Origin of the sequence: Pseudomonas sp. J452 (assembly GCF_024666525.1) — a bacterium.
In the GTDB taxonomy this organism is placed as follows: Bacteria; Pseudomonadota; Gammaproteobacteria; order Pseudomonadales; family Pseudomonadaceae; genus Aquipseudomonas.
Window position 1 is genome coordinate 316,567 of the sequence record NZ_CP088294.1, and the last position, 22,254, is coordinate 338,820.

Below are 22,254 nucleotides of genomic sequence, written 5' to 3' on the forward strand. Positions count from 1 at the left end.
CACGCCCATAAAAAAGCCCCGCACTAGGCGGGGCTCTTTGTGTAGCGAGGGCCGGTCGGCTTACATCATGCCGCCCATGCCACCCATGCCACCCATGTCCGGCATGGCCGGAGCAGCCTTGTCGTCGACGATGTCGGCGATCATGGCTTCGGTGGTGATCATCAGGCTGCCGATGGAAGCAGCGGCCTGCAGGGCGGAACGGGTGACTTTGGCCGGATCGAGAATACCCATCTCGATCATGTCGCCGTAGGTGTCGGACGCGGCGTTGAAGCCGTAGTTACCCGAACCTTGCTTGACCTTGTCGACCACTACGCTCGGCTCGCCGCCGGCGTTGGCCACGATCTGACGCAGCGGCGCTTCAACAGCGCGACGCAGCAGGGCGATACCGACGTTCTGGTCGTCGTTGTCGCCTTTCAGCTCGTCGATGGCCTGCAGGGCGCGCACCAGGGCAACACCACCGCCAGGTACCACGCCTTCTTCGACGGCTGCGCGGGTGGCGTGCAGGGCGTCTTCAACGCGGGCTTTCTTCTCTTTCATTTCCACTTCGGTGCCGGCACCGACCTTGATCACGGCAACACCGCCAGCCAGCTTGGCCAGACGCTCTTGCAGCTTCTCTTTGTCGTAGTCGGAGGTGGTGTCTTCGACCTGCTTGCGGATCTGCGCAACGCGGGCTTCGATGTCCACCTGCTGACCAGCACCGTCGATGATGGTGGTGTTTTCCTTGCTCAGTTGAACGCGCTTGGCGTTACCCAGGTGCTCCAGGGTGGCGCTTTCCAGGCTCAGGCCGACTTCTTCGGAAATCACGGTACCGCCGGTGAGGATGGCGATGTCCTGCAGCATGGCCTTGCGACGGTCGCCGAAGCCCGGCGCCTTGACGGCTGCGACTTTGACGATGCCACGCATGTTGTTGACCACCAGAGTCGCCAGGGCTTCGCCTTCGACGTCTTCGGCCACGATCAGCAGCGGACGGCCGGACTTGGCCACGGCTTCGAGCACCGGCAGCAGTTCGCGGATGTTGGAGATCTTCTTGTCGACCAGCAGGATCAGCGGGCCGTCGAGCTCGGCGATCATGGTGTCCGGCTTGTTGATGAAGTACGGCGACAGGTAGCCACGGTCGAACTGCATGCCTTCGACGACCGACAGTTCGTTTTCCAGGCCCGAGCCTTCTTCAACGGTGATCACGCCTTCCTTGCCGACTTTTTCCATGGCTTCGGCAATGATGTCGCCGATGGAGTTATCGGAGTTGGCGGAGATGGTGCCGACCTGGGCAATCGCCTTGGTGTCGGTGCACGGCTTGGACAGCTTCTTCAGTTCGGCGACGATGGCGATGGTGGCCTTGTCGATGCCGCGCTTGAGGTCCATCGGGTTCATGCCGGCAGCGACGGCTTTCAGGCCTTCGTTGACGATGGCCTGAGCCAGTACGGTGGCGGTGGTGGTGCCGTCACCGGCAGCGTCGTTGGCCTTGGACGCAACGTCCTTGACCAGCTGGGCGCCCATGTTCTCGAAGCGGTCTTTCAGCTCGATTTCTTTGGCAACGGACACGCCGTCCTTGGTGATCAGCGGCGCGCCGTAGCTGCGCTCGAGTACCACGTTACGGCCTTTCGGGCCGAGGGTCGCTTTTACCGCGTCGGCCAGGACGTTAACGCCGACCAGCATTTTCTTGCGAGCGGAATCGCCGAATTTGACTTCTTTAGCAGCCATGGTGGTAGTTCCTTAAATTCTTGAGTTGTACGGGGATTCGCGGGAATCAGGCTTCGAGGACGGCGAGGATTTCGTTCTCGCTCATCACCAGCAGGTCTTCGCCGTCGACTTTGACGGTGTTGCTGCCGGAGTAAGGGCCGAATACCACTTTGTCACCGACTTTGACGGCCAGGGCACGCACTTCACCGTTGTCCAGGGCTTTGCCGGTACCGACGGCGACGATCACGCCCTGGTTCGGCTTTTCAGCAGCGGAGCCCGGCAGCACGATGCCACCCGCGGTTTTCGATTCTTCTTCGCTGCGGCGGATAACGACGCGGTCATGCAGAGGACGAAGCTTCATGGGTCGATCTCTCCCGATAAGTTGTTGTAAGCAGGCCGGTGACTGCACCGGCGGGTTAGCAAAGTCCGGCGGAGCCGGGCGCGGCACGCCTGGGCGGGCCACGGAAGTCTGTTCTGCCGAAACCGGCAGACACCTTGCGGTGCTAGCTAGATAGGGGCGATCAAGAGCATTTCAAGGGCTGGGCTGTGATTTTTTTGCACAGCCCGGCCGCGCAGCACTGCTCAGTCGCGGCGCTGGTACTCGCCTTCGATGACGTTGGGGCGGGTTTGCCCGGAGCGGGCGGCCAGATCGTCGGCGAAGGCACGCTGACGCAGGGCCTGCTCGGCAGCACGGCGGCGCAGGTTGCCGATCAGCAGGTTACGAGTGAAGGGAATCAGGCAGAGCAGGCCGAACACGTCGCTGATGAAGCCCGGCAGCAGCAACAGGCCACCGCCGACGGCGATCAGCAGGCCGGCGAACATTTCCTCCTCCGGCATTTCGCCACGCGCCAGCTTCTCGCGGGCACGCCAGGCGGTAGCCAGGCCGGCCACACGCAGCAGCACGCTGCCGAGGATGGCCGTACCGATCACCAGCAGCAGGGTCGGAATGACGCCAATGGCACTACCAACCTGGATAAGTACAGCCAGCTCGATCAGCGGGAACAGCAGAAACAGAAAGAGAAAAACGCGCATCAGGGGTTCCTTGACGGAAGAACGGCTTCCGATACCGATGAAGTATGGGGTGTGGCGCTTAATTCAAGCTGACACCTGCTCGGTGGTCGGCCAGACCTCGGCCCGGGCCAGCTGTACCAAGGCCTGGCGCACGGCACCGGGACTGTTACAGGATGTTGGAAAGGCCAGCCAGTACAGGCTCTTGCCGATGCGCAGGTGGAAGCCTTCGCTGTCGATGCCGACCAGTTGCGCCGGCTCACGGGCGGGCAATCCAGCCAGTTCGACATAATGGGCGATGGCCGCCACGTGGTCGGCATTCATGTGTTCGAGCATGCCCAACTCCACTTCGCCGGCGAAGGGATTGGCCAGGTTGACCTGCTCCAGCCAGTGAATCGCGCCGAAACCGCCGATATAGCGCCAGCGCACCGGTTGCAGGCACCAAAAATCGAAGTCATGGACCTGATGGTAATCGCGCGACTCGGGGAAATAGCGGTAGTAACGCGCAGCAGCGGCCTCGATCTGCGCCGGCTCTGCGAGCTTTTCAGCTTCGGCCAGCAGGGTCAGGCGGCCGACCGCCTGCACATCCTCGGCACCACGCTCACCGACCAGCAGCGAACATTTGCCGTCCTGCTGCAGGTTATAGGTGTGCTGGGCGATGCGGCTGATCAGGAGCAGCGGGCAACCCTGCGCGTCCAGGCAGTAGGGCACCACTGATCCGAAAGGGAAACCCGGCATGGCCTTGGAGTGGGTGGAGAGCACGCCGCGGTATTCCTTGAGGAGCAATTCTCGGGCATGCTTACCGGCTGTCACGCTCAATTTATGACTCCTCGCTTAGAATCCGTCGAAAACAAAACGGACAGGCACCCGGCAGAACTCTTTGCAGCGCCAGCGAGGCCACCTGTAGACCTTAAGAGGGGTAGTGTTATGGAACTCAAAGACAAAGTCATCATCATCACTGGCGGCTGCCAGGGCCTGGGTCGCGCCATGGGCGAATACCTGGCCGCCAAGGGCGCCAAGCTGGCCCTGGTCGACCTCAACCAGGAAAAGCTCGACGAAGCCGTGGCTGCCTGCAAGGCCGCCGGTGGTGACGCCCGCGCCTATATCTGCAACGTGGCCAACGAAGAGCAGGTCACCCACACCGTGGCGCAGATCGCCGACGACTTCGGTGCGATCAACGGCCTGGTCAACAACGCCGGCATCCTGCGCGACGGCCTGACCATCAAGGTCAAGGACGGCGAGCTGAGCAAGATGAGCCTGGCCCAGTGGCAGTCGGTGATCGACGTCAACCTGACCGGCGTGTTCCTCTGCACCCGCGAAGTGGCGGCGAAGATGATCGAGCTGAAGAACCAGGGCGCGATCATCAACATCTCTTCCATCTCCCGTGCCGGTAACGTTGGCCAGGCCAACTACTCCGCAGCCAAGGCCGGCGTCGCCGCCGACACCGTGGTCTGGGCCAAGGAACTGGCGCGCTACGGCATCCGTGTCGCTGGCGTCGCTCCGGGCTTCATCGAAACCGAGATGACCGGCAGCATGAAGCCGGAAGCCCTGGAGAAGATGACCTCCGGCATTCCGCTCAAGCGCATGGGCAAGCCGACCGAGATCGCTCACTCGGTGGCCTATATCCTGGAAAACGACTATTACACCGGTCGGATCCTGGAACTGGACGGCGGCCTACGCCTCTGATCTGTTTCGACTTGCTGCGCGTCGGCCAGCCGTCGTTGGAAGCACTCGCGGGCTTGCTCATTTACAGCGCGTAAACTCCGCGCCCGCGAGCGCTTCCGCCTAGGCTGGCTCTAGCTCGCAGAGTCGAGACTGAGTATCGTAGAGAACACAAAAAAGCCCCGCTTCGACGGGGCTTTTTTGTGGGGGAAGGAATTACCAGCCGACGCCCAGACCGAGCATGTAGCGGCGCTCGTCGGTATCGCCATTCTCGCTGACAACCTTGTCCCACTCGGCCTTGAGGCTCAGCGCCGCCCAGCTGTTGAGCTTGTAGCGCACGCCGGCCTCGGTATCGATGATGTAGTCGATCTCGTCGATGAAGGGCGCGCCCAGCTCGCCCTGGCTGTACAACTCGATGTTGTTGCCGATCAACTTGCGCTTGTAGTCCCACTCCATGGCTGCCGAGTTGAAGTGCTCGCTCTCGCCATTGGCAAACACGAAGTCGTTGCGGTTGAGCAGACCGGCCATGGAGAAGGCGCCGAGGGCATCGTCCCAGAACTGGTAGCCAGGACCAGTACCGACGGTACGCTGAATCTGCAGATCATCCATACGGTCGTGGGTGTACTTGAGCTGGCCCTGCCAGTAGAACTGCTTGGTGAGGAAGCGATCGAGGTCGTAGTCGAGTTCGATTCGGTCGGTCTTCTTCTCGTCGTCCTTGATCTCATGATCGTATTCGGCACCGAAACTGTGGCGCCAGGCGCCGTGGCGGGCCTGGGTGGCGAGGTCGATGTCGTAGTCCTTCACATCATTTTCCGCGCTCTTGTAGTCGGCGGAAAAATCCACACGCCCGGTCCAGAGCAAGTCCTGCACCAGCGGCTTGGGCGGCAGGATCTGGGCAATCGAGGCCAGCGCCACCACTTTTGGCGCCTCTCCATTGACCAGTTCGACCTGGCCCTCACCTGCCGGTTTCAGCGACTTGGCCCGCTCGCCGGTGAAGTCATCCTGTTTGACCAGCAGCTCGCGTTCGCTTTCCAGGGTGGCGACCTTGAGCAGATCAAGGGTGATCGAGCCGGCATAGTCGGTTTTCAGCAGCAGCTTGCCGCCATCGACCAGTTCGATAGTGCCGGTGAGCTTGTCACCGTTCTTCAGCCACACGGTATCGGCAATCAACGGAGTGGAGATGGCGGCCAGCGCCAGGCACAGCAGGGAACGGGAAACAGTCATTGGCGGGCAATCGGCTCAGTTGGGCAAAAAGGCCGGCATTATCCGCACGCCAGCCGGCAGAGCAAGCACTGACCGACGATTGCTCCGTGAGTTCCAGAAAGCGCGTAGAACCTGTTTAGGATCTTTTGAGCTAGAGCCAGGCAAGGCGAAGTTGGGCGAGGACGCGGAGTTTACGGAGTGTAAATGAGCAGGCCGAGCCCAATTTCAACGCAGCATGGCCGACGATCAAGAGTTCCAAAACTGGTTCTTACCAGCCAACCCCTAGCCCAATCAAATAACGCTGCTCCGAATAGGTGTTGCCCAGCCCCCGCAACTGGTCCAACTCATAAAGCAGCGACAGCCGGGCCCAGTCATTCAGGCGATAGCGCAGGCCGGCCTCGCTGTCGAACACATAGTCGATCTCGTCGATCTGCGGCACCTGCAGTTCGGCCGTGCTGTAAAACTCCAGCCGCGTCCCCCACAGCTGGCGTTTGTAGTCCCACTCCAGCGACCAGGTATCGAACGCCAACTCACCGAGTGGCGAGTCCAGGCGAACGCGATTGACCTGGCCGACCAGGTCGAAACGCCCCAGCTCGTCATCCCAGAAACGATAGCCGGGGCCAGTGCCGAAAATACGCTGGCGGTTGATGTCCTCGAACTGATCCTCATCCTGCTCATAGCCGGTACGCCAGAACCAATGATCGGTGAGGAAACGGTCGAGGTCGTATTCCAGCTCCCAGTTGTCTTCTTTCTCCTCGTCGTTCTTGGTCTCGTGCTCCAGCTGGCCATTCAGCACATGACGCCAGCGACCGTGCTCGACCCGCGTATTGGCCTTGACCTTGAACTCGTCGGTGCTGTCCTCATTGCGCTCCAGATCCAGCTTGGCATCGAGGTTGCCTTCCCACAGGCGATCCTTGAGCAATGGTCGCGGCGGCACCAGGCGGCTGATGCTGGACAGCGGCACCGTCTCGTTGCGGCTGCCGACCACGGTCACCAGGCCCGGCCCAGCCGCCTGCAAACCTTCACTGCTTTCGCTGTCGAGCCCGACCCGGCGCAACATCAGGGGTTTGTCCGAGCGCAGGGTGTCGATATCCTTCCAGTCGATCAGCACGCGCCCGGCATACTTGGTTTTCAGGGCCAGCTTGCCGCCGTCGAGCAGGAGGATCTCGCCGCTCAGGCGGTCACCATTATTCAGCCAGACGGTGTCCGCCCATGCCGGCCAGGCGAGCCAGAGAACAGTCGAAAGCAGGAAGCGCAGCAGCATGAGCAAGACACCGGTAACCGAACGGGGAATCGTCGCAGAGCATGCCCCCGCCCTCGACCCGACGGCAAGCGCCGAGGGCCGGCGAGCCGCGCTCTATCTGCTGTTGTCACAGATTCCGGCGGGCAAGGTCACCAGCTACGGCGAGCTGGCGGCCCTGGCCGGACTCGGCCGTGCCGCGCGCTGGGTGGGCCGCACGCTCAGCCAGCTGCCACCCGATACGCGCCTGCCCTGGCACCGCGTGCTCGGTGCCGGCGGGCGCCTGAGCCTGCCGGCCGGCAGCCCGAGTGGTGACGAGCAGCGCGCGCGGCTGCGCGAAGAAGGCCTGACCATCCGCAACAACCGCGTCGATATGCGCCGCCACGGCTGGCGCCCAATGGAGCTCAGCGGCTAGGGTCTGTTGCCGTTTCGCCGCGACCGCGACGGAGCCTGTTTTTGCGCGGGGCTAGGCGCGAGACGCGAGGTTTGGTCGTCCAAATGAGCTGTCGAGTAACGACGTCCCGCGCAAAAACAGGCCCGTCCCTTCGGGTTGCGCGGAAAATCTCGCCATGCGTCGTTGCGGGACTTGGCAAGGGATCACCATTACCTGCGTCCCACGCCTAGGGTCTGTTCCCGTTTCGTTCACGGCCGCGACGGAGCCTGCTTTTGCGCGGGGCTAGGCGCGAGACGCGAAGTTTGGTCGTCCAAATGAGCTGTCGAGTAACGACGTCCCGCGCAAAAACGGGCCCGTCCCTGCGGGTTGCGCGCACAATCGCGCCATGCGTCGTTGCGGGACTTGCCAAGGGAATGACCATTGCCTGCGTCCCACGCCTAGCCTGGCGCGATTTTGCGCAGCAACGCGGTTCGCGAACGAAACGGGAACAGACCCTAGGGGCGAGATTTTTCGCTGCAACGCGGCTTGCGCCGAAACGGCAACAGACCCTAGAGTGCGCCCTTTGTTTCGCTTACCCCCAGACCTTGCCCATGCCCCGTAAATCCTGGCGCGCCGCCCTCGCCACCTATGCCCATCCGGCCTCGCTGGCCCTGCTGTTGCTGGGCTTTGCCGCCGGTTTGCCGTACATGCTGGTGTTTTCCACCCTGTCGGTGTGGCTGCGTGAGGCCGGCGTCGCCCACCAGACCATCGGCTACGCCAGCCTGATCGGCCTGGCCTACGCCTTCAAATGGGTCTGGGCACCGATGCTCGACCAGTGGCGCCTGCCGCTGCTGGGCAAGCTGGGCCGCCGCCGCTCCTGGCTGGTGCTGTCGCAGGTGCTGGTGGCAGTAGGGTTGATCGGCATGGCGCTGTGCGACCCACAGCAGCATCTGTCCTGGCTGATTGGCGTGGCCGTGGTAGTGGCCTTCGCCTCGGCCACCCAGGACATTGCGGTGGATGCCTACCGCCTGGAAATCGTCGACGACAACCGCCAGGCCGCTCTGGCCGCCAGCTACATGGCCGGCTACCGGGTCGCCGCGCTGCTCGCCACCGCCGGCGCGCTGTATTTCGCCGGCTGGTTCGGCGCGGTGGATGGCAACTATCAGCATGGAGCCTGGGCCAGCACCTACCTGCTGTTCGCCATGCTCATGCTGCCGGGGCTGTTCACCACGCTGTGGATGCGCGAGCCACCGGTACCGCTGAAGACGCAGATTTCCGCCGCGCGCTACGGCCTCTACCACCAGTTGGCCTCGGTGCTGGTGCTGATCCTGCTGCTGATCTCGGTGCCAGCGATGTTCACCCAGCTGTTCAAGAGCGACATCCTGCTGGCCCTGCAAGGCGCCATCGGCCCACTGGAACTGCTGCGCGAGGATCGCGCCTTCCTGCGCTTCCTGCTCTACACCATCCTCACCAGCCTGTGCCTGTCGGCCATGGGCCGGCGCAGCCTGGCGCCGGTGCTGACGCCAATCAACGACTTCATCCTGCGCTACCGCTGGCAGGCCCTGTTGCTGCTGGGCCTGATCGCCACCTATCGCATGTCCGATACGGTGATGGGGGTGATGGCCAACGTCTTCTACATCGACATGGGCTTTGCCAAGAGCCAGATCGCCAGCGTCAGCAAGCTGTTCGGCCTGTTCATGACCCTGTTCGGCGCGGCGATGGGCGGCCTGCTGATCGTGCGCTTCGGCATCCTGCCGATCCTGCTGATCGGTGGTGCTGCTTCGGCCGGCACCAACCTGCTGTTCGCCCTGCTCGCCGGCCTGGGGGTGATCAGCGACAGCAGCTTCGCCGGGCAGAACGTCCTCGACCTGTTGCAGGCGCTGAACCCGCACATGCTGATGTTGGTGGTGACCATCACCCTCGATAACTTCAGCTCCGGGCTGGCCACGGCGGCTTTTGTCGCTTACCTGTCGAGCCTGACCAACCTGAAGTTCTCTGCCACCCAGTACGCCCTGCTCAGCTCTATCATGCTGCTGCTACCGCGCCTGGTCGGCGGCTCGTCCGGCCTGATGGTGGAGAAGCTCGGCTATGCCCAGTTCTTCCTCGTCACGGCCCTGCTTGGCATTCCAACGCTGCTGCTGATTCTCGTGCAGTGGGGCCGCGAGCGCGGCCAGCCTGAAGGTAACGGCGAAACGCCGCTGCCGAGCAGTGCCGAGCAACCATGAAAAAGGCCGGCGATTGCCGGCCTTTTTCATGCTCACGCGCGCTCAATCGCGGAAGTTGTTGTACTGCAGCGGCATGCCGAATTCCTTGGCACGCAGGACAGCAATGGCTTCCTGCAGGTCATCGCGCTTCTTGCCGGTGATGCGTACCTGCTCGCCCTGGATGGCGGCCTGCACCTTGAGCTTGGCATCTTTGACATGGGCGACGATCTTCTTCGCCAGCTCCTTGTCGATGCCTTCGCGGAAGGTCACTTCCTGCTTGATCACCTTGCCGGAGGCGAAGGGATCCTTGAGCTCCATGCACTGGCTGTCGATCTTGCGCTTGACCAGATTAAGCCGCAGGATCTCCAGCATCTGCTCCAGCATGAAATCGGCTTCGGCGGTCAAGGTAACGGTCTTGTCCTTGCTCTCGAAGCTGCATTTGCCGCGCAGGTCGAAGCGCCGCTCCAGTTCCTTCACCGCGTTGTCCACGGCGTTGGTCAGTTCGTGTTTATCCAGTTCGGACACCACGTCGAACGAAGGCATGAAATTCCTCCAGATAGACGGCGCGATCAGTATCACGGACAGAGCGCGCCTGGCTTGACGATAAAATTTGCGCGCTCATTATACCCACACCAGCATGCGCCGCTCGGCCAAGTACCGAAAGCGCCCCAGTTTCCTGCCAGCGAGCCCATAAATGCCCAACCCCCATCTCAGCATTCTGGTGGTGGACGACGCCAAGTTCTCCAGCGCCATGATCGGTCGCGCCCTCAGCCAGGCCGGTTACCAGGATGTGCGCTTTGCCACCAGTGCCGCCGAAGCCCTGCAGCTGCTCGAGCAGCGCCCGGCCAGCGTGCTGTTGGCCGACTGGCTGATGCCGGAGATGGACGGCCTTGAGCTGACCGGCCGGGTGCGCCAGCTGGATGAGACCGCCGACCACTACACCTACGTCATCCTGCTCACCGGCAAGGAAGGCGATAACGTGCTGGTGGAAGCCTTCGACCGTGGCGTCGACGATTTCGTCAGCAAAGCGACGATGAACGAACAACTGGTGCCGCGCGTCTACGCCGCCGACCGCCTGTGCAACACCCTGCACCGTCTGCTCAACGAAAACCGCATGCTCACCCTGAACATCGCCAGCCTCGAGCAGCGCAACCTGGTCGACCCGCTGACCGGCCTGGGCAACCCGCGCTATATGCAGCAGCGCCTGCAGGAGAGCCTGCGTCAGGTGGAATCGCGCGGCGGTGCCGTGTGCTACCTGCTGATCGGCCTGCAGGAGGCCGGTAGCCTGCGCCTGCAGTATGGCAACGGCTTCTATAACGAACTGCTGCATGGCGTGGCCCGTCGCCTGCAGCAGCTGGTCCGCCCGCTGGATGTGCTGGCGCGGATCGACGACAACCACTTCGCCCTGATCACCCTGATCGACGACCTGCAGGAATGCTCGCCGAGCAGCTTCAAGCGCCTGCACGAAGGCCTCAACCTCAAGGCGTTCAAGACCAGCGAGGGCTTCATCAGCCTCAAGGCCGGCATCGCCCTGGTCGGCCTGGATGCCAAGTCGCTGCCGATCGAGGCGCAGACCCTGGTCGAGCATGCCAACCGGTTGCTGCCCAGTTCCTACTCCAGCGGTCGGGTCAGCGCCCTGCGCCTGCCGCTACCGCAGTGATCGGCGTGCCATGACCTGGCACGTACTCGGTGCCGGCAGTCTGGGCAGCCTGTGGGCCGCGCGCCTGGCGCGGGCCGGCCTGCCGGTGCGCCTGATCTTGCGCGATCCAGCACGCCTGGCGGCCTACCGCGCCGCCGGCGGGCTGCGCCTGAGCGAAGCTGGGCATACGCACCTCTACCCCATCCCTGCGGAAACCGCCGACAGCCCGCCCCCGGTGCAGCGTCTGCTGCTGGCCTGCAAGGCCTACGATGCCGAGGAAGCGGCCGCCAGTCTGGCCCCACGCCTGAGTGCCGATGCCGAAATCATCCTGCTGCAGAACGGCCTGGGCAGCCAGGACGCCGTCGCCACGCGCCTGCCACGGGCCCGCTGCATCCTCGCCAGCAGTACCGAAGGGGCTTTTCGGGACGCTGACTTCAGCGTGGTGTTCGCCGGCCAGGGGCATACCTGGCTCGGCATCCAAGGACAAGACCAAGCACCGGCCTGGCTCAACGAACTGCAGCAAGCCGGCATCGCGCACACCTGGAGCGCCGAGATCCTCGGCAAGCTGTGGCGCAAGCTGGCGCTGAACTGCGCGATCAACCCGCTGACGGTGCTGCATGACTGCCGCAATGGCGGTCTTGCGGACTATCCGGGGGAAGTCGCCAACCTCTGCGCCGAGCTGGGCATGCTGCTCCAGCAGTGCCAGCAGGCCAGCGCCGCAGAGGGCCTGCACGAAGAGGTGCAGCGGGTGATCGCCGCCACGGCGACCAACTATTCCTCCATGCATCAGGACGTGGCCCAGGGCCGGCGCACGGAAATCGCCTACCTGCTCGGCTATGCCTGCCACGCGGCCGCCCAACGCCAGCTGGCCGTACCCCTGTTGCAGGCCCTGCACCAGCGACTGAGCGCACATCTGGCCGCACGCGGATTGCCCACCACCTGAGCCCGCGCTACCCTGCCCTCTACTTTTCCTGCGGAAACCAGCGCCCTTGACCCGTCTGCGCCAGCGCCTCGACAACCTGCCGGTCGGCCGCAAAGTGCTCGCTGCGCTGCTGGTGCTGCTGGCCACCGTGCTGCTGGTGGCCAACCTGGCCTTCATCAGCGCCGCCTACTGGATTTCCCAGGAAAGCGTGGCGCCCGAGGCCCTGCACACCCTCGGCCGCCTGATCGCCAGCCCGGAAGTCAGCCAGAAGGCCCTGGCCTCACCGACTGCAGCCCAGGCCCTGCTGCAGAACCTCGACAGCTACAGCCCGCTGCGCGCCGCCGCCCTGTATGACCACAGAGGCATGCGCATCGCTCAGGTGCAGCTGGGCGATGCCCTGCAACTCCCCGTGCATAGCGAACTGCTGGAAAGCTGGCGCCAGGGCGAGTTCCGCGCCACCCAGGTAGTCAAGCTGCCACAACCGGGCAAACAGCCCGGCTACCTGTTGCTGGTCGCCTCCAGCGAGCTGCCTGGAGTGTTCTACACCGGCACCCTGACCGCCAGCGGCGTGATCCTGGCCTTCAGCATCCTGCTCTGGACCCTGATCGCCCGGCAGATCCGGCGCCTGATCACCCGGCCGATCCGTCATCTGGAAGAACTCACCCGCCAGGTCACCCGCGAGGAGAACTATGCCCTGCGCGTAGCCCGTGGCAACCAGGACGAGATCGGCAGCCTGGCCGATGCCTTCAACACCATGCTAAGCCGCATGGAAGCCCGCGAACAGCAGCTCAAGCGCGCCCGCGATGACGCCCAGGATGCCTTCGACCAGGCCCAGACCCTGGCCGAGGAAACCCGTCACTCCAACCGCAAGCTGGAGCTGGAAGTGCAGGTGCGCGGCAAGATCGAGAAGAAGCTCACCGGCTTCCAGAAGTACCTCAACAGCATCATCGACTCCATGCCCTCGGCGCTGATCGCCCTCGACGAGCAGCTCTACGTCACCCAGTGGAACCAGGAGGCCAGCGCGCTTTCCGGCACCCGCCTGGACGAAGCGCTGAACCAGCCGGTGTTTCTCGCCTTCCCCTCGCTGAAACCCTTTCTGCCGCAGCTCAAGCGTACCGCCGAGCAGCACAAGGTGGAGAAGGTCGAGCGGGTGACCTGGAACAAGGGCGAAGAGCCCCACCACTATGCCCTGACCTTTTACCCGCTGATGGGCGGCAGCGGCCGTGGCGTGGTGATCCGCATCGACGACATCACCCAGCGCCTGTCCCTGGAAGACATGATGGTGCAGTCGGAGAAGATGCTTTCGGTCGGCGGCCTGGCGGCCGGCATGGCCCATGAAATCAACAACCCGCTCGGCGCCATCCTGCACAACGTGCAGAACATCCGCCGCCGGCTTTCCCCGGAGCTGGCGAAGAACCAGGAGCAGGCAGTGGAGGTCGGCATCGCCCTCGACGATGTCACCGCCTACCTGGAAGCCCGCGAGATCCCCCAGTTGCTCGACGGCATCCAGCAGGCCGGCTCACGGGCGGCGAAGATCGTCAGCCACATGCTCAGCTTCAGCCGGCGCAGCAACCGGCAGATGGCGCCCTGCCTGCTGCCGGCGCTGGTCGACCAGGCCCTGGAAATCGCCGGCAACGACTTCGACCTGGCCGACAGCTTCGACTTCAAAACCCTGCTTATCCAGCGCGAATTCGACGAGAACCTGGGGCCGGTGCCGGCCACCGCCAACGAGCTGGAACAGGTCCTGCTCAACCTGCTGAAGAACGCCGCCCAGGCCATTCACCAGCGCGACGATGAGGACGAGCCGGGGCGCATCACCCTGCGCACCCGACTCAATCCGCCGTGGGCGGAAATCCAGGTGGAAGACAACGGCATCGGCATGCCCGAGCATGTGCGCAAGCGCATCTTCGAACCCTTCTTCACCACCAAGGAAGTCGGCCAGGGCACCGGCCTGGGCCTGTCCGTGTCCTATTTCATCATCACCAACAACCACAAGGGGCAGATGGAAGTGCACTCCACACCGGGCCAGGGCACCTGCTTCACCCTGCGCCTGCCCCTGACTCCCAGCAGCGAAAGCACGAGCATCTGACCATGGGTTATCGACTGAGCAAGATCTACACGAAGACCGGCGACAAGGGCGAAACCGGCCTGGCCGACGGCCGCCGTGTAGGCAAGGACCACCCGCGCGTGGAGGCCATGGGCGAGCTGGACCTGCTCAACAGCCACCTCGGCCTGCTGCTGGCCGAACTGGCCGAGCATCAAACCACATGGCCGGGGCTGAGCAAGATCATCGACGTCCTGGCGCCCTGCCAGCACCGCCTGTTCGACCTCGGTGGCGAGCTGGCGATGCCGGCCTACCAGGCCCTTGATGAGGCGGAAGTGCAGCGCCTAGAAGCGGCCATCGACCGCTGGAACGAGGAAGTCGGGGCCCTGGAAAACTTCATCCTCCCCGGCGGTTCACGGCTGATCGCCCAGGCTCATGTCTGCCGCAGCCTAGCGCGCAACGCCGAACGCCGCTGCCAGCACCTGAACGCGGTGGAGCCACTGCGTGAAGTCGGCATGGCCTACGTCAATCGCCTGTCCGACCTGCTGTTCGTCGCCGCCCGCCTGATCGCCCGCCGCCAGCAGATCGATGAAGTGCTGTGGCAGGCGGCGGCCAAGCCCGAGGCCTGATCTGCGGCGCCCCACGCGGGCTTGCGGGTGCGCATGTGCATCCTACGGGTCGAGCCGTTCTGCTTAGGCCTGCGGCCAGAATGCGCGGATGCCGGCCACACCCTGGGCGCCGGCCTGCCAGGCTTGCGGCAGGTCGCCTGAGCCAACCCCGCCGAGCAGGTAGGCGGGCTTGTTGAAGCCCCTGAGCAGCTCGCTGACCACCTCCCAGCCCAACGGCTGGGCCCCGGGGTGGCTCTGGGTCGCCTGCACCGGCGACAAAGTGATGAAGTCCACGCCCATGCGCGTCGCCAGGGCCAGCTCCTCGGCACCATGGCAGGACGCCGCCAGCCAGCGCTGGCCGGGAAATGGGCGACCCTGGTCGGCGTACTTGCGCAACTGCTCGGCAGTCAGGTGCCAGCCGGCGGCGGGAAAGTCGCCCAGCCACTCCAGCGGGCCCTTGAGCATCAGCTGCGCCTTGCCGGCACAGAGGCCCTGGATATCCACCGCCAGGTCACGGTACTGAGCATCGAACATGGCCGGCGCACGCAGCTGGATCAGGCGGATACCGGCGGCCAGCGCCGCACGCACGCCGCGCAATAGCTCGCCGGGCTGCAGATTCTCAGGGGTGATCAGATAACGATCCGGCAGGCGCGCGGCCGCGACAATCGGCTGATTGGCCGCCGGAAACTCGTAGTCGAGCAGTTCGCGGGCGCTGGCCCAGGCCAGTGGTTGACCTTCGGCGCCGTGGGGCTCGCCCGTGAACGCAGCGACTTCCCAGACATCCAGCAGCACCTGCTTGTCCGGGTAATCGTGCTGCACCTGGATCAGCGGGCGAGCAGCCTCGACCCGGATGCCCAGCTCCTCCTGCAGCTCGCGGGACAGCGCGGCCTCGACCGCCTCGCCCTCCTCCACCTTGCCACCGGGAAACTCCCACAGGCCACCCTGGTGCTGGTCCGCCGCACGCTTGGCGATCAGCACCCGGCCGTCGGCGCCGCGAATGACCGCAGCCGCCACGTGCACACGTTTCATGCATTGTTCTCCGTTTCCTGCAGGCCGGCGCGGTACCAGCGCTGGAAGGCCGGCCATTGATAGATGGTATTCACATAGGCCTCGGCCTCGGTCGGCAGTGCCACCTGATAGCTGCGCAGACGCGCCGCCACCGGAGCGAAGAAGGCATCGGCGATGCTGGCGTGGCCGAACAGGTACGGACCATCCTGACCGAAGCGCTGGCGGCATTCCTGCCACAGGGCACAGACCCGCGCGATGTCGGCTGCCGCCTCGGCCGGTAGCTCGGCCAACGGCTGGTTGCGCCGCAGGTTCATCGGCAGGTGGCTGCGCAACGCTACGAAGCCGCTGTGCATCTCCGCGCAGACCGAGCGGGCGAAGGCCCTGGCGGCCGAGCCACGCGGCCACAGGTGGGCCTCCGGAAAACGTTCGGCGAGGTATTCGGCGATGGCCAGGGAATCCCAGATCACCCCGTCTTCGCACTTGAGCACCGGCACCTTGCCTGTCGGCGAATGCTGCAGCAGCTGCCGGCGGCTATCGGCGCCGTAGAGCTGGACCAGCTGTTCGTCGTAGTCGACACCCGCCAGTTCAAGCGCCAGCCAGGCACGCAACGACCAGGACGAGAAGTTCTTGTTGCCGATTACCAGGGTCAGGGACATGGTTATCTCCAGGCGTAGGGATGATCCAGATGCAGTCACTCGACCTTAAAAGCGGCCCCCGCAGATAGCAAATTCCCGATATTCATGGGGCCATGAATACCGGGAATCCGGGTGCAGCCATCAGTCCATCGCGATCAGGAGCGGTATTCCGCGTTGATCCTCACGTACTCATGGGACAGGTCGGTGGTCCAGATGGTTTCGCTGCAGGTGCCGCGGCCCAGCTCGATGCGGATGGTGATTTCCGCACGGGCCATTACCGCCGCACCCTGCTCCTCGGTGTAAGTCGCCGCGCGACCACCCTGACTGGCGATACACACTTCGCCCTGCAGCGGGTCACCGAGGAACACGTCGATCTTGCTCACGTCCAGCTGTGGCACGCCGGCATAGCCAACGGCGGCGAGGATACGCCCCCAGTTCGGGTCGGAGGCGAACAGTGCGGTCTTGATCAGCGGCGAGTGGGCCACAGCATAGGCCACATCCAGGCACTCCTGATGCGTACCGCCGCCGTTGACCTGCACGGTGACGAACTTGGTCGCGCCTTCGCCGTCACGCACGATGGCCTGGGCCACTTCCATGAATACCTCGAACACTGCCTGCTTGAGCTTGGCGAACAGCTCACCGCTGGAAGCGTTGATTTCCGGCAAGGCGGCCTGGCCGGTCGCAATCAGCAGGCAGCAGTCGTTGGTCGAGGTATCGCCGTCGATGGTGATGCGGTTGAACGACTTGTTCGCCGCATCGGCCACCAACGATTGCAGGACGTCACGGGCCACCTTGGCGTCGGTGGCGATGTAACCGAGCATGGTCGCCATGTTCGGCCGGATCATCCCGGCGCCCTTGCTGATGCCGGTCACGGTGACAGTCACACCCTCATGCTGGAACTGGCGGCTGGCGCCCTTGGGCAGGGTGTCGGTGGTCATGATGCCGGTGGCGGCTTCGGCCCAGTGGTTCTCGTCGAGATCATCGAGGGCGGCCTGCAGCGCGCTTTCGATCTTCTCCACCGGCAGCGGCTCGCCGATCACGCCGGTGGAGAACGGCAGGACGGCCTCTTGCGCGACGCCAGTCAGCGCCGCCAGGGCGGCACAGGTACGCCGGGCATTGGCCAGGCCATCCGCACCGGTGCCGGCGTTGGCGTTGCCGGTGTTGGTCAGCAGGTAACGCACATTGCCCTGCAGGCGCTCACGGGTAACGATCACCGGCGCGGCGCAGAAGGCGTTGGTGGTAGTCACCCCGGCTACCCGCGAGCCTTCGGCGCAGCGCATCACCACCACATCCTTGCGCCCCGGGCGCTTGATGCCGGCAGAGGCGATGCCGAGTTCGAAACCGGGAACCGGGTGCAGGACAGGCAGGGGACCAAGACCAACGGCCATGTGGGGCGCTCCTTCGTAGACAATCTGGGCAAACACCGGGCGATGCCCGGCAGGCAGTGACAAAACGCCGCGAGCGGCAGAGCCGGTCGCGGCGTTGTTTATATAGCAGGGTTCCGGCAGATCAGCTGATCTGGCCGTGGCAATGTTTGTACTTTTTCCCGGAACCGCACGGGCAAGGCTCGTTGCGCCCGGTTTTCGCTTCGACCCGTACCGGCGCAGCCGCTACCGCCACGTCGCCTTCCGCTTCGCCGCCTTCGTCCACCAGCGGCATGGCCGAGGCGTCGGCATGCTGGAACTGCATGCGCTGGGCCATGGCTTCGGCCTCGCGACGCAGACGCGCCTCTTCCTCGATCGGGTCTTCGCGACGGATCTGTACATGCGACAGCACGCGGATGGTGTCGCGGCGGATCGAGTCGAGCAGCTCCTGGAACAGGGTGAAGGACTCGCGCTTGTATTCCTGCTTGGGGTTCTTCTGCGCATAGCCGCGCAGGTGGATGCCGTGGCGCAGGTGATCCATGGTCGCCAGGTGGTCTTTCCACAGGTCGTCGAGCACACGCAGCAGCATCTGCTTCTCGAAAGTGCGCAGGGCCTCGGCGCCAGCCAGGGTCTCCTTCTCGTTGTAGGCGGCCAGCACCTCTTCGAGGATGCGCGCACGCAGCGGCTCTTCGTAGAGCTGGGCGTCGTCGTCGAGCCACTGCTGGATCGGCAGCTTGAGGCCGAAATTGCTGTACAGCGACTGCTCCAGACCGAAAATGTCCCACTGCTCCGGCAGCGACTGCGGCGCAATATGCTCGCTGATCGTGTTGGTCAGCACTTCCTCGCGGAACTCGGCGATGGTTGCACCAATGTCGTCGGCAGCCAGCAGGCTGTTACGCATGTGGTAGATCACCTTGCGCTGCTCGTTGGCCACGTCATCGTATTCGAGCAGCTGTTTACGCATGTCGAAGTTGCGCCCTTCGACCTTGCGCTGCGCCTTCTCGATGGCGTTGGTGACCATGCTGTGCTCGATGGCTTCGCCGGACTGCATGCCCAGGGCCTTCATGAAGTTCTTCACGCGGTCGGAGGCGAAGATGCGCATCAGGCTGTCTTCCAGCGACAGGTAGAAGCGGCTGGAGCCCGGGTCACCCTGGCGACCGGCACGGCCACGCAGCTGGTTGTCGATACGCCGCGACTCGTGACGCTCGGAAGCGATCACGCACAGGCCACCGGCCTCGATCACCTGCTGGTGACGTTTCTGCCAGTCGGCCTTGATCTGCGCGATCTGCTCGGCAGTAGCGTTTTCCAGGTTGGCGACTTCCACTTCCCAGTTGCCCCCGAGGAGGATGTCGGTACCACGACCGGCCATGTTGGTGGCGATGGTCACAGCGCCTGGGCGACCGGCCTGGGCGATGATCTCGGCTTCCTTCTCGTGGTACTTGGCGTTGAGCACCTTGTGCTCCATGCCAGCCTTGTTGAGCAGGCTCGACAGGTATTCGGAGGTTTCGATCGAGGCGGTACCGACCAGGATCGGTCGACCCTGGGCCTGGATTTCCTTGATGTCGGTAATAATCGCCGCGTACTTCTCTTCCTGGGTCAGGTAGACCAGGTCGTTGTAGTCCTTGCGCGCCAACGGCTTGTTGGTCGGGATCACGATCACATCGAGGCCGTAGATCTGGCGGAATTCGAAGGCCTCGGTGTCGGCGGTACCGGTCATGCCGGCCAGCTTGTTGTACAGGCGGAAGTAGTTCTGGAAGGTGGTCGAGGCCAGGGTCTGGCTCTCGGCCTGGATATTCAGGCCTTCCTTGGCTTCGATGGCCTGGTGCAGACCTTCGGACAGGCGACGACCGGGCATGGTACGGCCGGTGTGCTCGTCGATCAGCAGCACCTGGCCGTCTTGCACGATGTACTCGACGTTGCGGTGGAACAGCTTGTGCGCACGCAGGCCGGCATACACATGGGTCAGCAGACCGAGGTTGTGCGCCGAGTACAGGCTCTCGCCCTCGGCCAGCAGGCCGGCGGCGGTGAGCAGTTCTTCGATGAACTGGTGACCGGCCTCGTTGAGTTCGACCTGACGGCTCTTCTCGTCGATCTTGTAGTGGCCTTCCTGGGTGACCACGCCTTCCTCTTCCTCGATGTGCTGAGTGAGGCGCGGGATCAGCTTATTGACCTCGATGTACAGCTTGGAGCTGTCCTCGGCCTGGCCGGAGATGATCAGCGGGGTGCGCGCTTCGTCGATGAGGATCGAGTCCACTTCGTCGATCACGGCGAAATTCAGCTCACGCTGGAACTTCTCCTCCAGGGCGAAGGCCATGTTGTCGCGCAGGTAGTCGAAACCGAATTCGTTGTTGGTGCCGTAGGTGATGTCGGCCGCATAGGCGGCGCGCTTCTCTTCCGGCGGCATGAACGGGGTGACGATGCCGACAGTCAGGCCGAGGAATTCGTACAGCGGACGCATCCAGTTGGCGTCGCGACGGGCCAGGTAGTCGTTGACCGTGATCACGTGCACGCCTTTGCCTTCCAGGGCATTGAGGTACACCGCCAGGGTGCCGACCAGGGTCTTGCCCTCACCGGTGCGCATCTCGGCGATCTTACCTTCGTGCAAGGTCATGCCGCCGATAAGCTGGACGTCGAAGTGACGCATGCCCATCACGCGCTTGCCGGCCTCGCGGGCCACGGCAAAGGCTTCGGGAAGAACCTGGTCGAGAGTTTCGCCCTTGGCCAGGCGCGCCTTGAACTCCTCGGTCTTGGCCTTCAACTGCTCGTCGGAGAGCGCAAGCATCTGCTCTTCGAGGGCATTGATTGCCGTCACCGCCTTGAGCATGCGTTTGACTTCACGCTCGTTCTTGCTTCCAAAGAGTTTCTTCAACAGCGGCGCAAACATATCGGCAGATTCTTCCACTAATAGGGATGAAGGATGGCGCAGAACACCAGCCCTGCAGCCGGCTCGGCTGCGTGCGAAAGGGGGCATTCTACCCGGAAACGTCGGCGAGGAAAGTGCAGCGTGCCCACAGGCACAGCACCGATGCAACCGCGAATCCCTGCTATATGGGGACGCACGGCGGCCACTGCAACCCCTGGTTTGCTAACATGGCGCAATGACTCGACCGATGCGCCTTTCATGACCTTCCGCCCCTTGCCGGCCAAGGCGTCTGCCGCGCTGCTGCATGCCAGCAGACCGCTGCAGACACTGTTCGACCAGGCCCAGCGGATTGCCCGCCTGCAGGCGCTGGTCGACGTGCAACTGGAAGAAGCTGCCCGCGAACACTGCCGAGTCGCCAGCTGGCGTGACGGCTGCCTGCTGCTACTGACCAGCAACGGTCACTGGGCCACCCGCCTGCACTACCAACAGCGCCGCCTGCAACGCCAGCTACAGGTGCTGCCGGAGTTCGCCGGGCTGTTGAAGATCCAGATCAAGGTGCGCCCACCCACGGGCCAGGTCGACTATGTCGGGCGCAAGGTCGAGCTTTCCAGCGCCGCCGCCGATAGCCTCACCAGCGCCGCCGAAGGCATCAGCGACCCCAAGCTGCGCGCCGCCCTCGAACGCCTGGCCAACCACGCCAAGCCCCGGGAATAAACGGCAGAAAAAAACAGGCCACCCGAGGGTGGCCTGAATACAACAGAAGGGAGGGTGTTGCTGCTTAACCGGCCGCAACCGGACGCATGTAGGAGATCGGCGCGGTGCTGGCGTCGTCGAAGACCACGACTTCCCAGGCATCCTTCTGCTCGATCAGGGTGCGCAACAGCTGGTTGTTCAGCGCGTGACCCGACTTGAAGCCACGGAATTCGCCGATCAGGCTGTTGCCCAGCAGGTAGAGGTCGCCGATGGCGTCGAGGATCTTGTGCTTGACAAATTCGTCCTCGTAACGGAGGCCGTCTTCGTTGAGCACGCGGAACTCGTCGACCACGATAGCGTTGTCCACGCTGCCGCCGAGTGCCAGGTTCTGCGAACGCAGGAACTCGATATCACGCATGAAACCGAAGGTGCGTGCGCGGCTGACTTCCTTGACGAAGGAAGTGCTGGAGAAATCGACGCTGGCGGTCTGGGTGCGACCACGGAACACCGGGTGATCGAAGTCGATCTCGAAGCTCACCTTGAAACCGTCGAAGGGCAGGAAGGTGGCGCGCTTGTCGCCCTCTTCGACTGTCACTTCGCGCAGTACGCGGATGAACTTCTTCGGTGCGTCCTGTTCTTCCAGGCCAGCCGATTGAATCAGGAATACGAAAGGACCAGCGCTGCCATCCATGATCGGCACTTCAGATGCCGAGAGCTCGACGTAGGCGTTATCGATGCCCAGGCCAGCCATGGCCGAAAGCAGGTGCTCCACGGTATCCACCTTGACGTCACCATTGACCAGAGTGGTCGACATGGTGGTCTCACCGACATTTTCCGCGCGGGCGGGGATGTCCACGACGGGGTCGAGGTCGGTGCGACGGAACACGATACCGCTATCCACCGGAGCCGGCTTGAGGGTCAGGTAAACCTTCTCCCCCGAATGCAGGCCAACGCCGGTGGCACGGATGATGTTCTTCAGGGTGCGTTGTTTGATCATGGCTTTGGCTACTTGTGCGCGAGTTGCGAACTGTTTTCAACAATGGCCGGCGATGATAGCAGAACCGGCCTTCGCTGAACACTAATCACCATCATACTCCCGATAGACTTC

General features: G+C 63.7%; 20 protein-coding genes. 8 read left to right on the forward strand and 12 right to left on the reverse strand.

What is annotated here, in order from left to right; translation table 11 throughout:
• Positions 1–60 precede the first annotated feature (60 nt).
• From groL to LRS11_RS01480, 4 genes are all read right to left on the reverse strand, one after another.
• The gene (gene groL / locus LRS11_RS01465; RefSeq protein ID WP_173209217.1) at positions 61–1,701 is read right to left on the reverse strand and encodes a chaperonin GroEL; all 1,641 of its coding nucleotides are present in this window, start codon (positions 1,699–1,701) and stop codon (positions 61–63) included.
• A 46-nt stretch (positions 1,702–1,747) separates the two neighbouring features.
• On the reverse strand, positions 1,748–2,041 hold the full coding sequence (locus LRS11_RS01470) for a co-chaperone GroES (protein WP_173209219.1): 294 nt from the start codon (positions 2,039–2,041) through the stop codon (positions 1,748–1,750).
• Positions 2,042–2,262: 221 nt separating this feature from the next.
• A complete protein-coding gene (locus tag LRS11_RS01475) occupies positions 2,263–2,712 on the reverse strand; it encodes an FxsA family protein (protein ID WP_173209221.1) in 450 nt (149 codons plus the stop codon).
• A 63-nt stretch (positions 2,713–2,775) separates the two neighbouring features.
• Positions 2,776–3,507, reverse strand: a complete 732-nt coding sequence (locus LRS11_RS01480) for a HugZ family protein (RefSeq protein ID WP_260495227.1) — start codon at positions 3,505–3,507, stop codon at positions 2,776–2,778.
• Between the two features lie 108 nt (positions 3,508–3,615).
• Here LRS11_RS01480 and LRS11_RS01485 point away from each other — a divergent pair, with 108 nt between their 5' ends.
• Complete coding sequence (locus LRS11_RS01485) at positions 3,616–4,374, forward strand: SDR family oxidoreductase (RefSeq protein ID WP_260495228.1); 759 nt, start codon at positions 3,616–3,618, stop codon at positions 4,372–4,374.
• 192 nt (positions 4,375–4,566) lie between these two features.
• Here LRS11_RS01485 and LRS11_RS01490 read toward each other — a convergent pair whose 3' ends face one another.
• On the reverse strand, positions 4,567–5,574 hold the full coding sequence (locus LRS11_RS01490; RefSeq protein WP_260495229.1) for a DUF481 domain-containing protein: 1,008 nt from the start codon (positions 5,572–5,574) through the stop codon (positions 4,567–4,569).
• A 247-nt stretch (positions 5,575–5,821) separates the two neighbouring features.
• Positions 5,822–6,817: a DUF481 domain-containing protein gene (locus LRS11_RS01495; RefSeq protein ID WP_260495230.1), complete on the reverse strand. Its 996-nt coding sequence runs from the start codon at positions 6,815–6,817 to the stop codon at positions 5,822–5,824.
• Here LRS11_RS01495 and LRS11_RS01500 point away from each other — a divergent pair.
• Complete coding sequence (locus tag LRS11_RS01500; RefSeq protein ID WP_260495231.1) at positions 6,816–7,208, forward strand: MGMT family protein; 393 nt, start codon at positions 6,816–6,818, stop codon at positions 7,206–7,208. The two genes, LRS11_RS01495 and LRS11_RS01500, sit on opposite strands and share 2 nt — an antisense overlap.
• 569 nt (positions 7,209–7,777) lie before the next feature.
• On the forward strand, positions 7,778–9,391 hold the full coding sequence (locus LRS11_RS01505; RefSeq protein ID WP_260495232.1) for an AmpG family muropeptide MFS transporter: 1,614 nt from the start codon (positions 7,778–7,780) through the stop codon (positions 9,389–9,391).
• Positions 9,392–9,433: 42 nt separating this feature from the next.
• On the opposite strand, the gene LRS11_RS01510 is transcribed toward LRS11_RS01505, so the two are convergent.
• Positions 9,434–9,913 carry a YajQ family cyclic di-GMP-binding protein gene (locus LRS11_RS01510; protein WP_173209236.1) on the reverse strand — a complete coding sequence of 160 codons (480 nt, stop codon included), beginning with the start codon at positions 9,911–9,913 and terminating at the stop codon, positions 9,434–9,436.
• Positions 9,914–10,064: 151 nt separating this feature from the next.
• Between LRS11_RS01510 and LRS11_RS01515 the strand changes: the two genes are divergently transcribed.
• The 4 genes from LRS11_RS01515 to LRS11_RS01530 are packed head-to-tail and all read left to right on the forward strand — an operon-like array spanning position 10,065 to position 14,604.
• Positions 10,065–11,030: a response regulator gene (locus tag LRS11_RS01515; RefSeq protein ID WP_409519771.1), complete on the forward strand. Its 966-nt coding sequence runs from the start codon at positions 10,065–10,067 to the stop codon at positions 11,028–11,030.
• 10 nt (positions 11,031–11,040) lie between these two features.
• Positions 11,041–11,952 (forward strand): putative 2-dehydropantoate 2-reductase, encoded by a 912-nt coding sequence (locus LRS11_RS01520; protein WP_260495233.1) that lies wholly within the window; start codon positions 11,041–11,043, stop codon positions 11,950–11,952.
• Between the two features lie 46 nt (positions 11,953–11,998).
• Positions 11,999–14,020 carry an ATP-binding protein gene (locus LRS11_RS01525; RefSeq protein WP_260495234.1) on the forward strand — a complete coding sequence of 674 codons (2,022 nt, stop codon included), beginning with the start codon at positions 11,999–12,001 and terminating at the stop codon, positions 14,018–14,020.
• Positions 14,021–14,022: 2 nt separating this feature from the next.
• The gene (locus LRS11_RS01530) at positions 14,023–14,604 is read left to right on the forward strand and encodes a cob(I)yrinic acid a,c-diamide adenosyltransferase (protein WP_260495235.1); all 582 of its coding nucleotides are present in this window, start codon (positions 14,023–14,025) and stop codon (positions 14,602–14,604) included.
• A 63-nt stretch (positions 14,605–14,667) separates the two neighbouring features.
• Here LRS11_RS01530 and LRS11_RS01535 read toward each other — a convergent pair whose 3' ends face one another.
• The 4 genes from LRS11_RS01535 to secA all read right to left on the reverse strand — a co-directional run bounded on the left by LRS11_RS01535 (position 14,668) and on the right by secA (position 20,474).
• Positions 14,668–15,612, reverse strand: coding sequence for a Nudix family hydrolase (locus LRS11_RS01535; protein ID WP_260495236.1), 945 nt, complete (start codon positions 15,610–15,612; stop codon positions 14,668–14,670).
• A complete protein-coding gene (locus tag LRS11_RS01540) occupies positions 15,609–16,247 on the reverse strand; it encodes a glutathione S-transferase family protein (protein WP_260495237.1) in 639 nt (212 codons plus the stop codon). Before LRS11_RS01540 ends, LRS11_RS01535 begins: the two co-directional genes overlap by 4 nt.
• Before the next feature lie 134 nt (positions 16,248–16,381).
• Positions 16,382–17,614: a bifunctional glutamate N-acetyltransferase/amino-acid acetyltransferase ArgJ gene (gene argJ / locus LRS11_RS01545; RefSeq protein WP_260495238.1), complete on the reverse strand. Its 1,233-nt coding sequence runs from the start codon at positions 17,612–17,614 to the stop codon at positions 16,382–16,384.
• 121 nt (positions 17,615–17,735) lie between these two features.
• Positions 17,736–20,474 (reverse strand): preprotein translocase subunit SecA, encoded by a 2,739-nt coding sequence (secA, locus tag LRS11_RS01550; RefSeq protein WP_260495239.1) that lies wholly within the window; start codon positions 20,472–20,474, stop codon positions 17,736–17,738.
• 237 nt (positions 20,475–20,711) lie between these two features.
• On the opposite strand from secA, the gene LRS11_RS01555 reads away from it, so the two are divergent.
• A complete protein-coding gene (locus LRS11_RS01555) occupies positions 20,712–21,167 on the forward strand; it encodes a DUF721 domain-containing protein (protein WP_260495240.1) in 456 nt (151 codons plus the stop codon).
• Between the two features lie 64 nt (positions 21,168–21,231).
• Here the strand turns inward: LRS11_RS01555 and lpxC are convergent, their stop codons facing one another.
• Entirely contained in the window at positions 21,232–22,143 is a 912-nt protein-coding gene (gene lpxC / locus LRS11_RS01560) for a UDP-3-O-acyl-N-acetylglucosamine deacetylase (protein WP_173209256.1), read from the reverse strand.
• Positions 22,144–22,254: the final 111 nt, after the last annotated feature.

Coding starts and splice junctions, on each gene's coding strand:
- groL (WP_173209217.1), bottom strand. CDS start 1,701: ATGGCTGCTAAAGAAGTCAAATTCGGCGATTCCGCTCGCAAGAAAATG.
- LRS11_RS01470 (WP_173209219.1), bottom strand. CDS start 2,041: ATGAAGCTTCGTCCTCTGCATGACCGCGTCGTTATCCGCCGCAGCGAA.
- LRS11_RS01475 (WP_173209221.1), bottom strand. CDS start 2,712: ATGCGCGTTTTTCTCTTTCTGTTTCTGCTGTTCCCGCTGATCGAGCTG.
- LRS11_RS01485 (WP_260495228.1), top strand. CDS start 3,616: ATGGAACTCAAAGACAAAGTCATCATCATCACTGGCGGCTGCCAGGGC.
- LRS11_RS01490 (WP_260495229.1), bottom strand. CDS start 5,574: ATGACTGTTTCCCGTTCCCTGCTGTGCCTGGCGCTGGCCGCCATCTCC.
- LRS11_RS01500 (WP_260495231.1), top strand. CDS start 6,816: ATGAGCAAGACACCGGTAACCGAACGGGGAATCGTCGCAGAGCATGCC.
- LRS11_RS01495 (WP_260495230.1), bottom strand. CDS start 6,817: ATGCTGCTGCGCTTCCTGCTTTCGACTGTTCTCTGGCTCGCCTGGCCG.
- LRS11_RS01505 (WP_260495232.1), top strand. CDS start 7,778: ATGCCCCGTAAATCCTGGCGCGCCGCCCTCGCCACCTATGCCCATCCG.
- LRS11_RS01510 (WP_173209236.1), bottom strand. CDS start 9,913: ATGCCTTCGTTCGACGTGGTGTCCGAACTGGATAAACACGAACTGACC.
- LRS11_RS01515 (WP_409519771.1), top strand. CDS start 10,065: ATGCCCAACCCCCATCTCAGCATTCTGGTGGTGGACGACGCCAAGTTC.
- LRS11_RS01520 (WP_260495233.1), top strand. CDS start 11,041: ATGACCTGGCACGTACTCGGTGCCGGCAGTCTGGGCAGCCTGTGGGCC.
- LRS11_RS01530 (WP_260495235.1), top strand. CDS start 14,023: ATGGGTTATCGACTGAGCAAGATCTACACGAAGACCGGCGACAAGGGC.
- LRS11_RS01535 (WP_260495236.1), bottom strand. CDS start 15,612: ATGAAACGTGTGCACGTGGCGGCTGCGGTCATTCGCGGCGCCGACGGC.
- LRS11_RS01540 (WP_260495237.1), bottom strand. CDS start 16,247: ATGTCCCTGACCCTGGTAATCGGCAACAAGAACTTCTCGTCCTGGTCG.
- argJ (WP_260495238.1), bottom strand. CDS start 17,614: ATGGCCGTTGGTCTTGGTCCCCTGCCTGTCCTGCACCCGGTTCCCGGT.
- secA (WP_260495239.1), bottom strand. CDS start 20,474: ATGTTTGCGCCGCTGTTGAAGAAACTCTTTGGAAGCAAGAACGAGCGT.
- LRS11_RS01555 (WP_260495240.1), top strand. CDS start 20,712: ATGACCTTCCGCCCCTTGCCGGCCAAGGCGTCTGCCGCGCTGCTGCAT.
- lpxC (WP_173209256.1), bottom strand. CDS start 22,143: ATGATCAAACAACGCACCCTGAAGAACATCATCCGTGCCACCGGCGTT.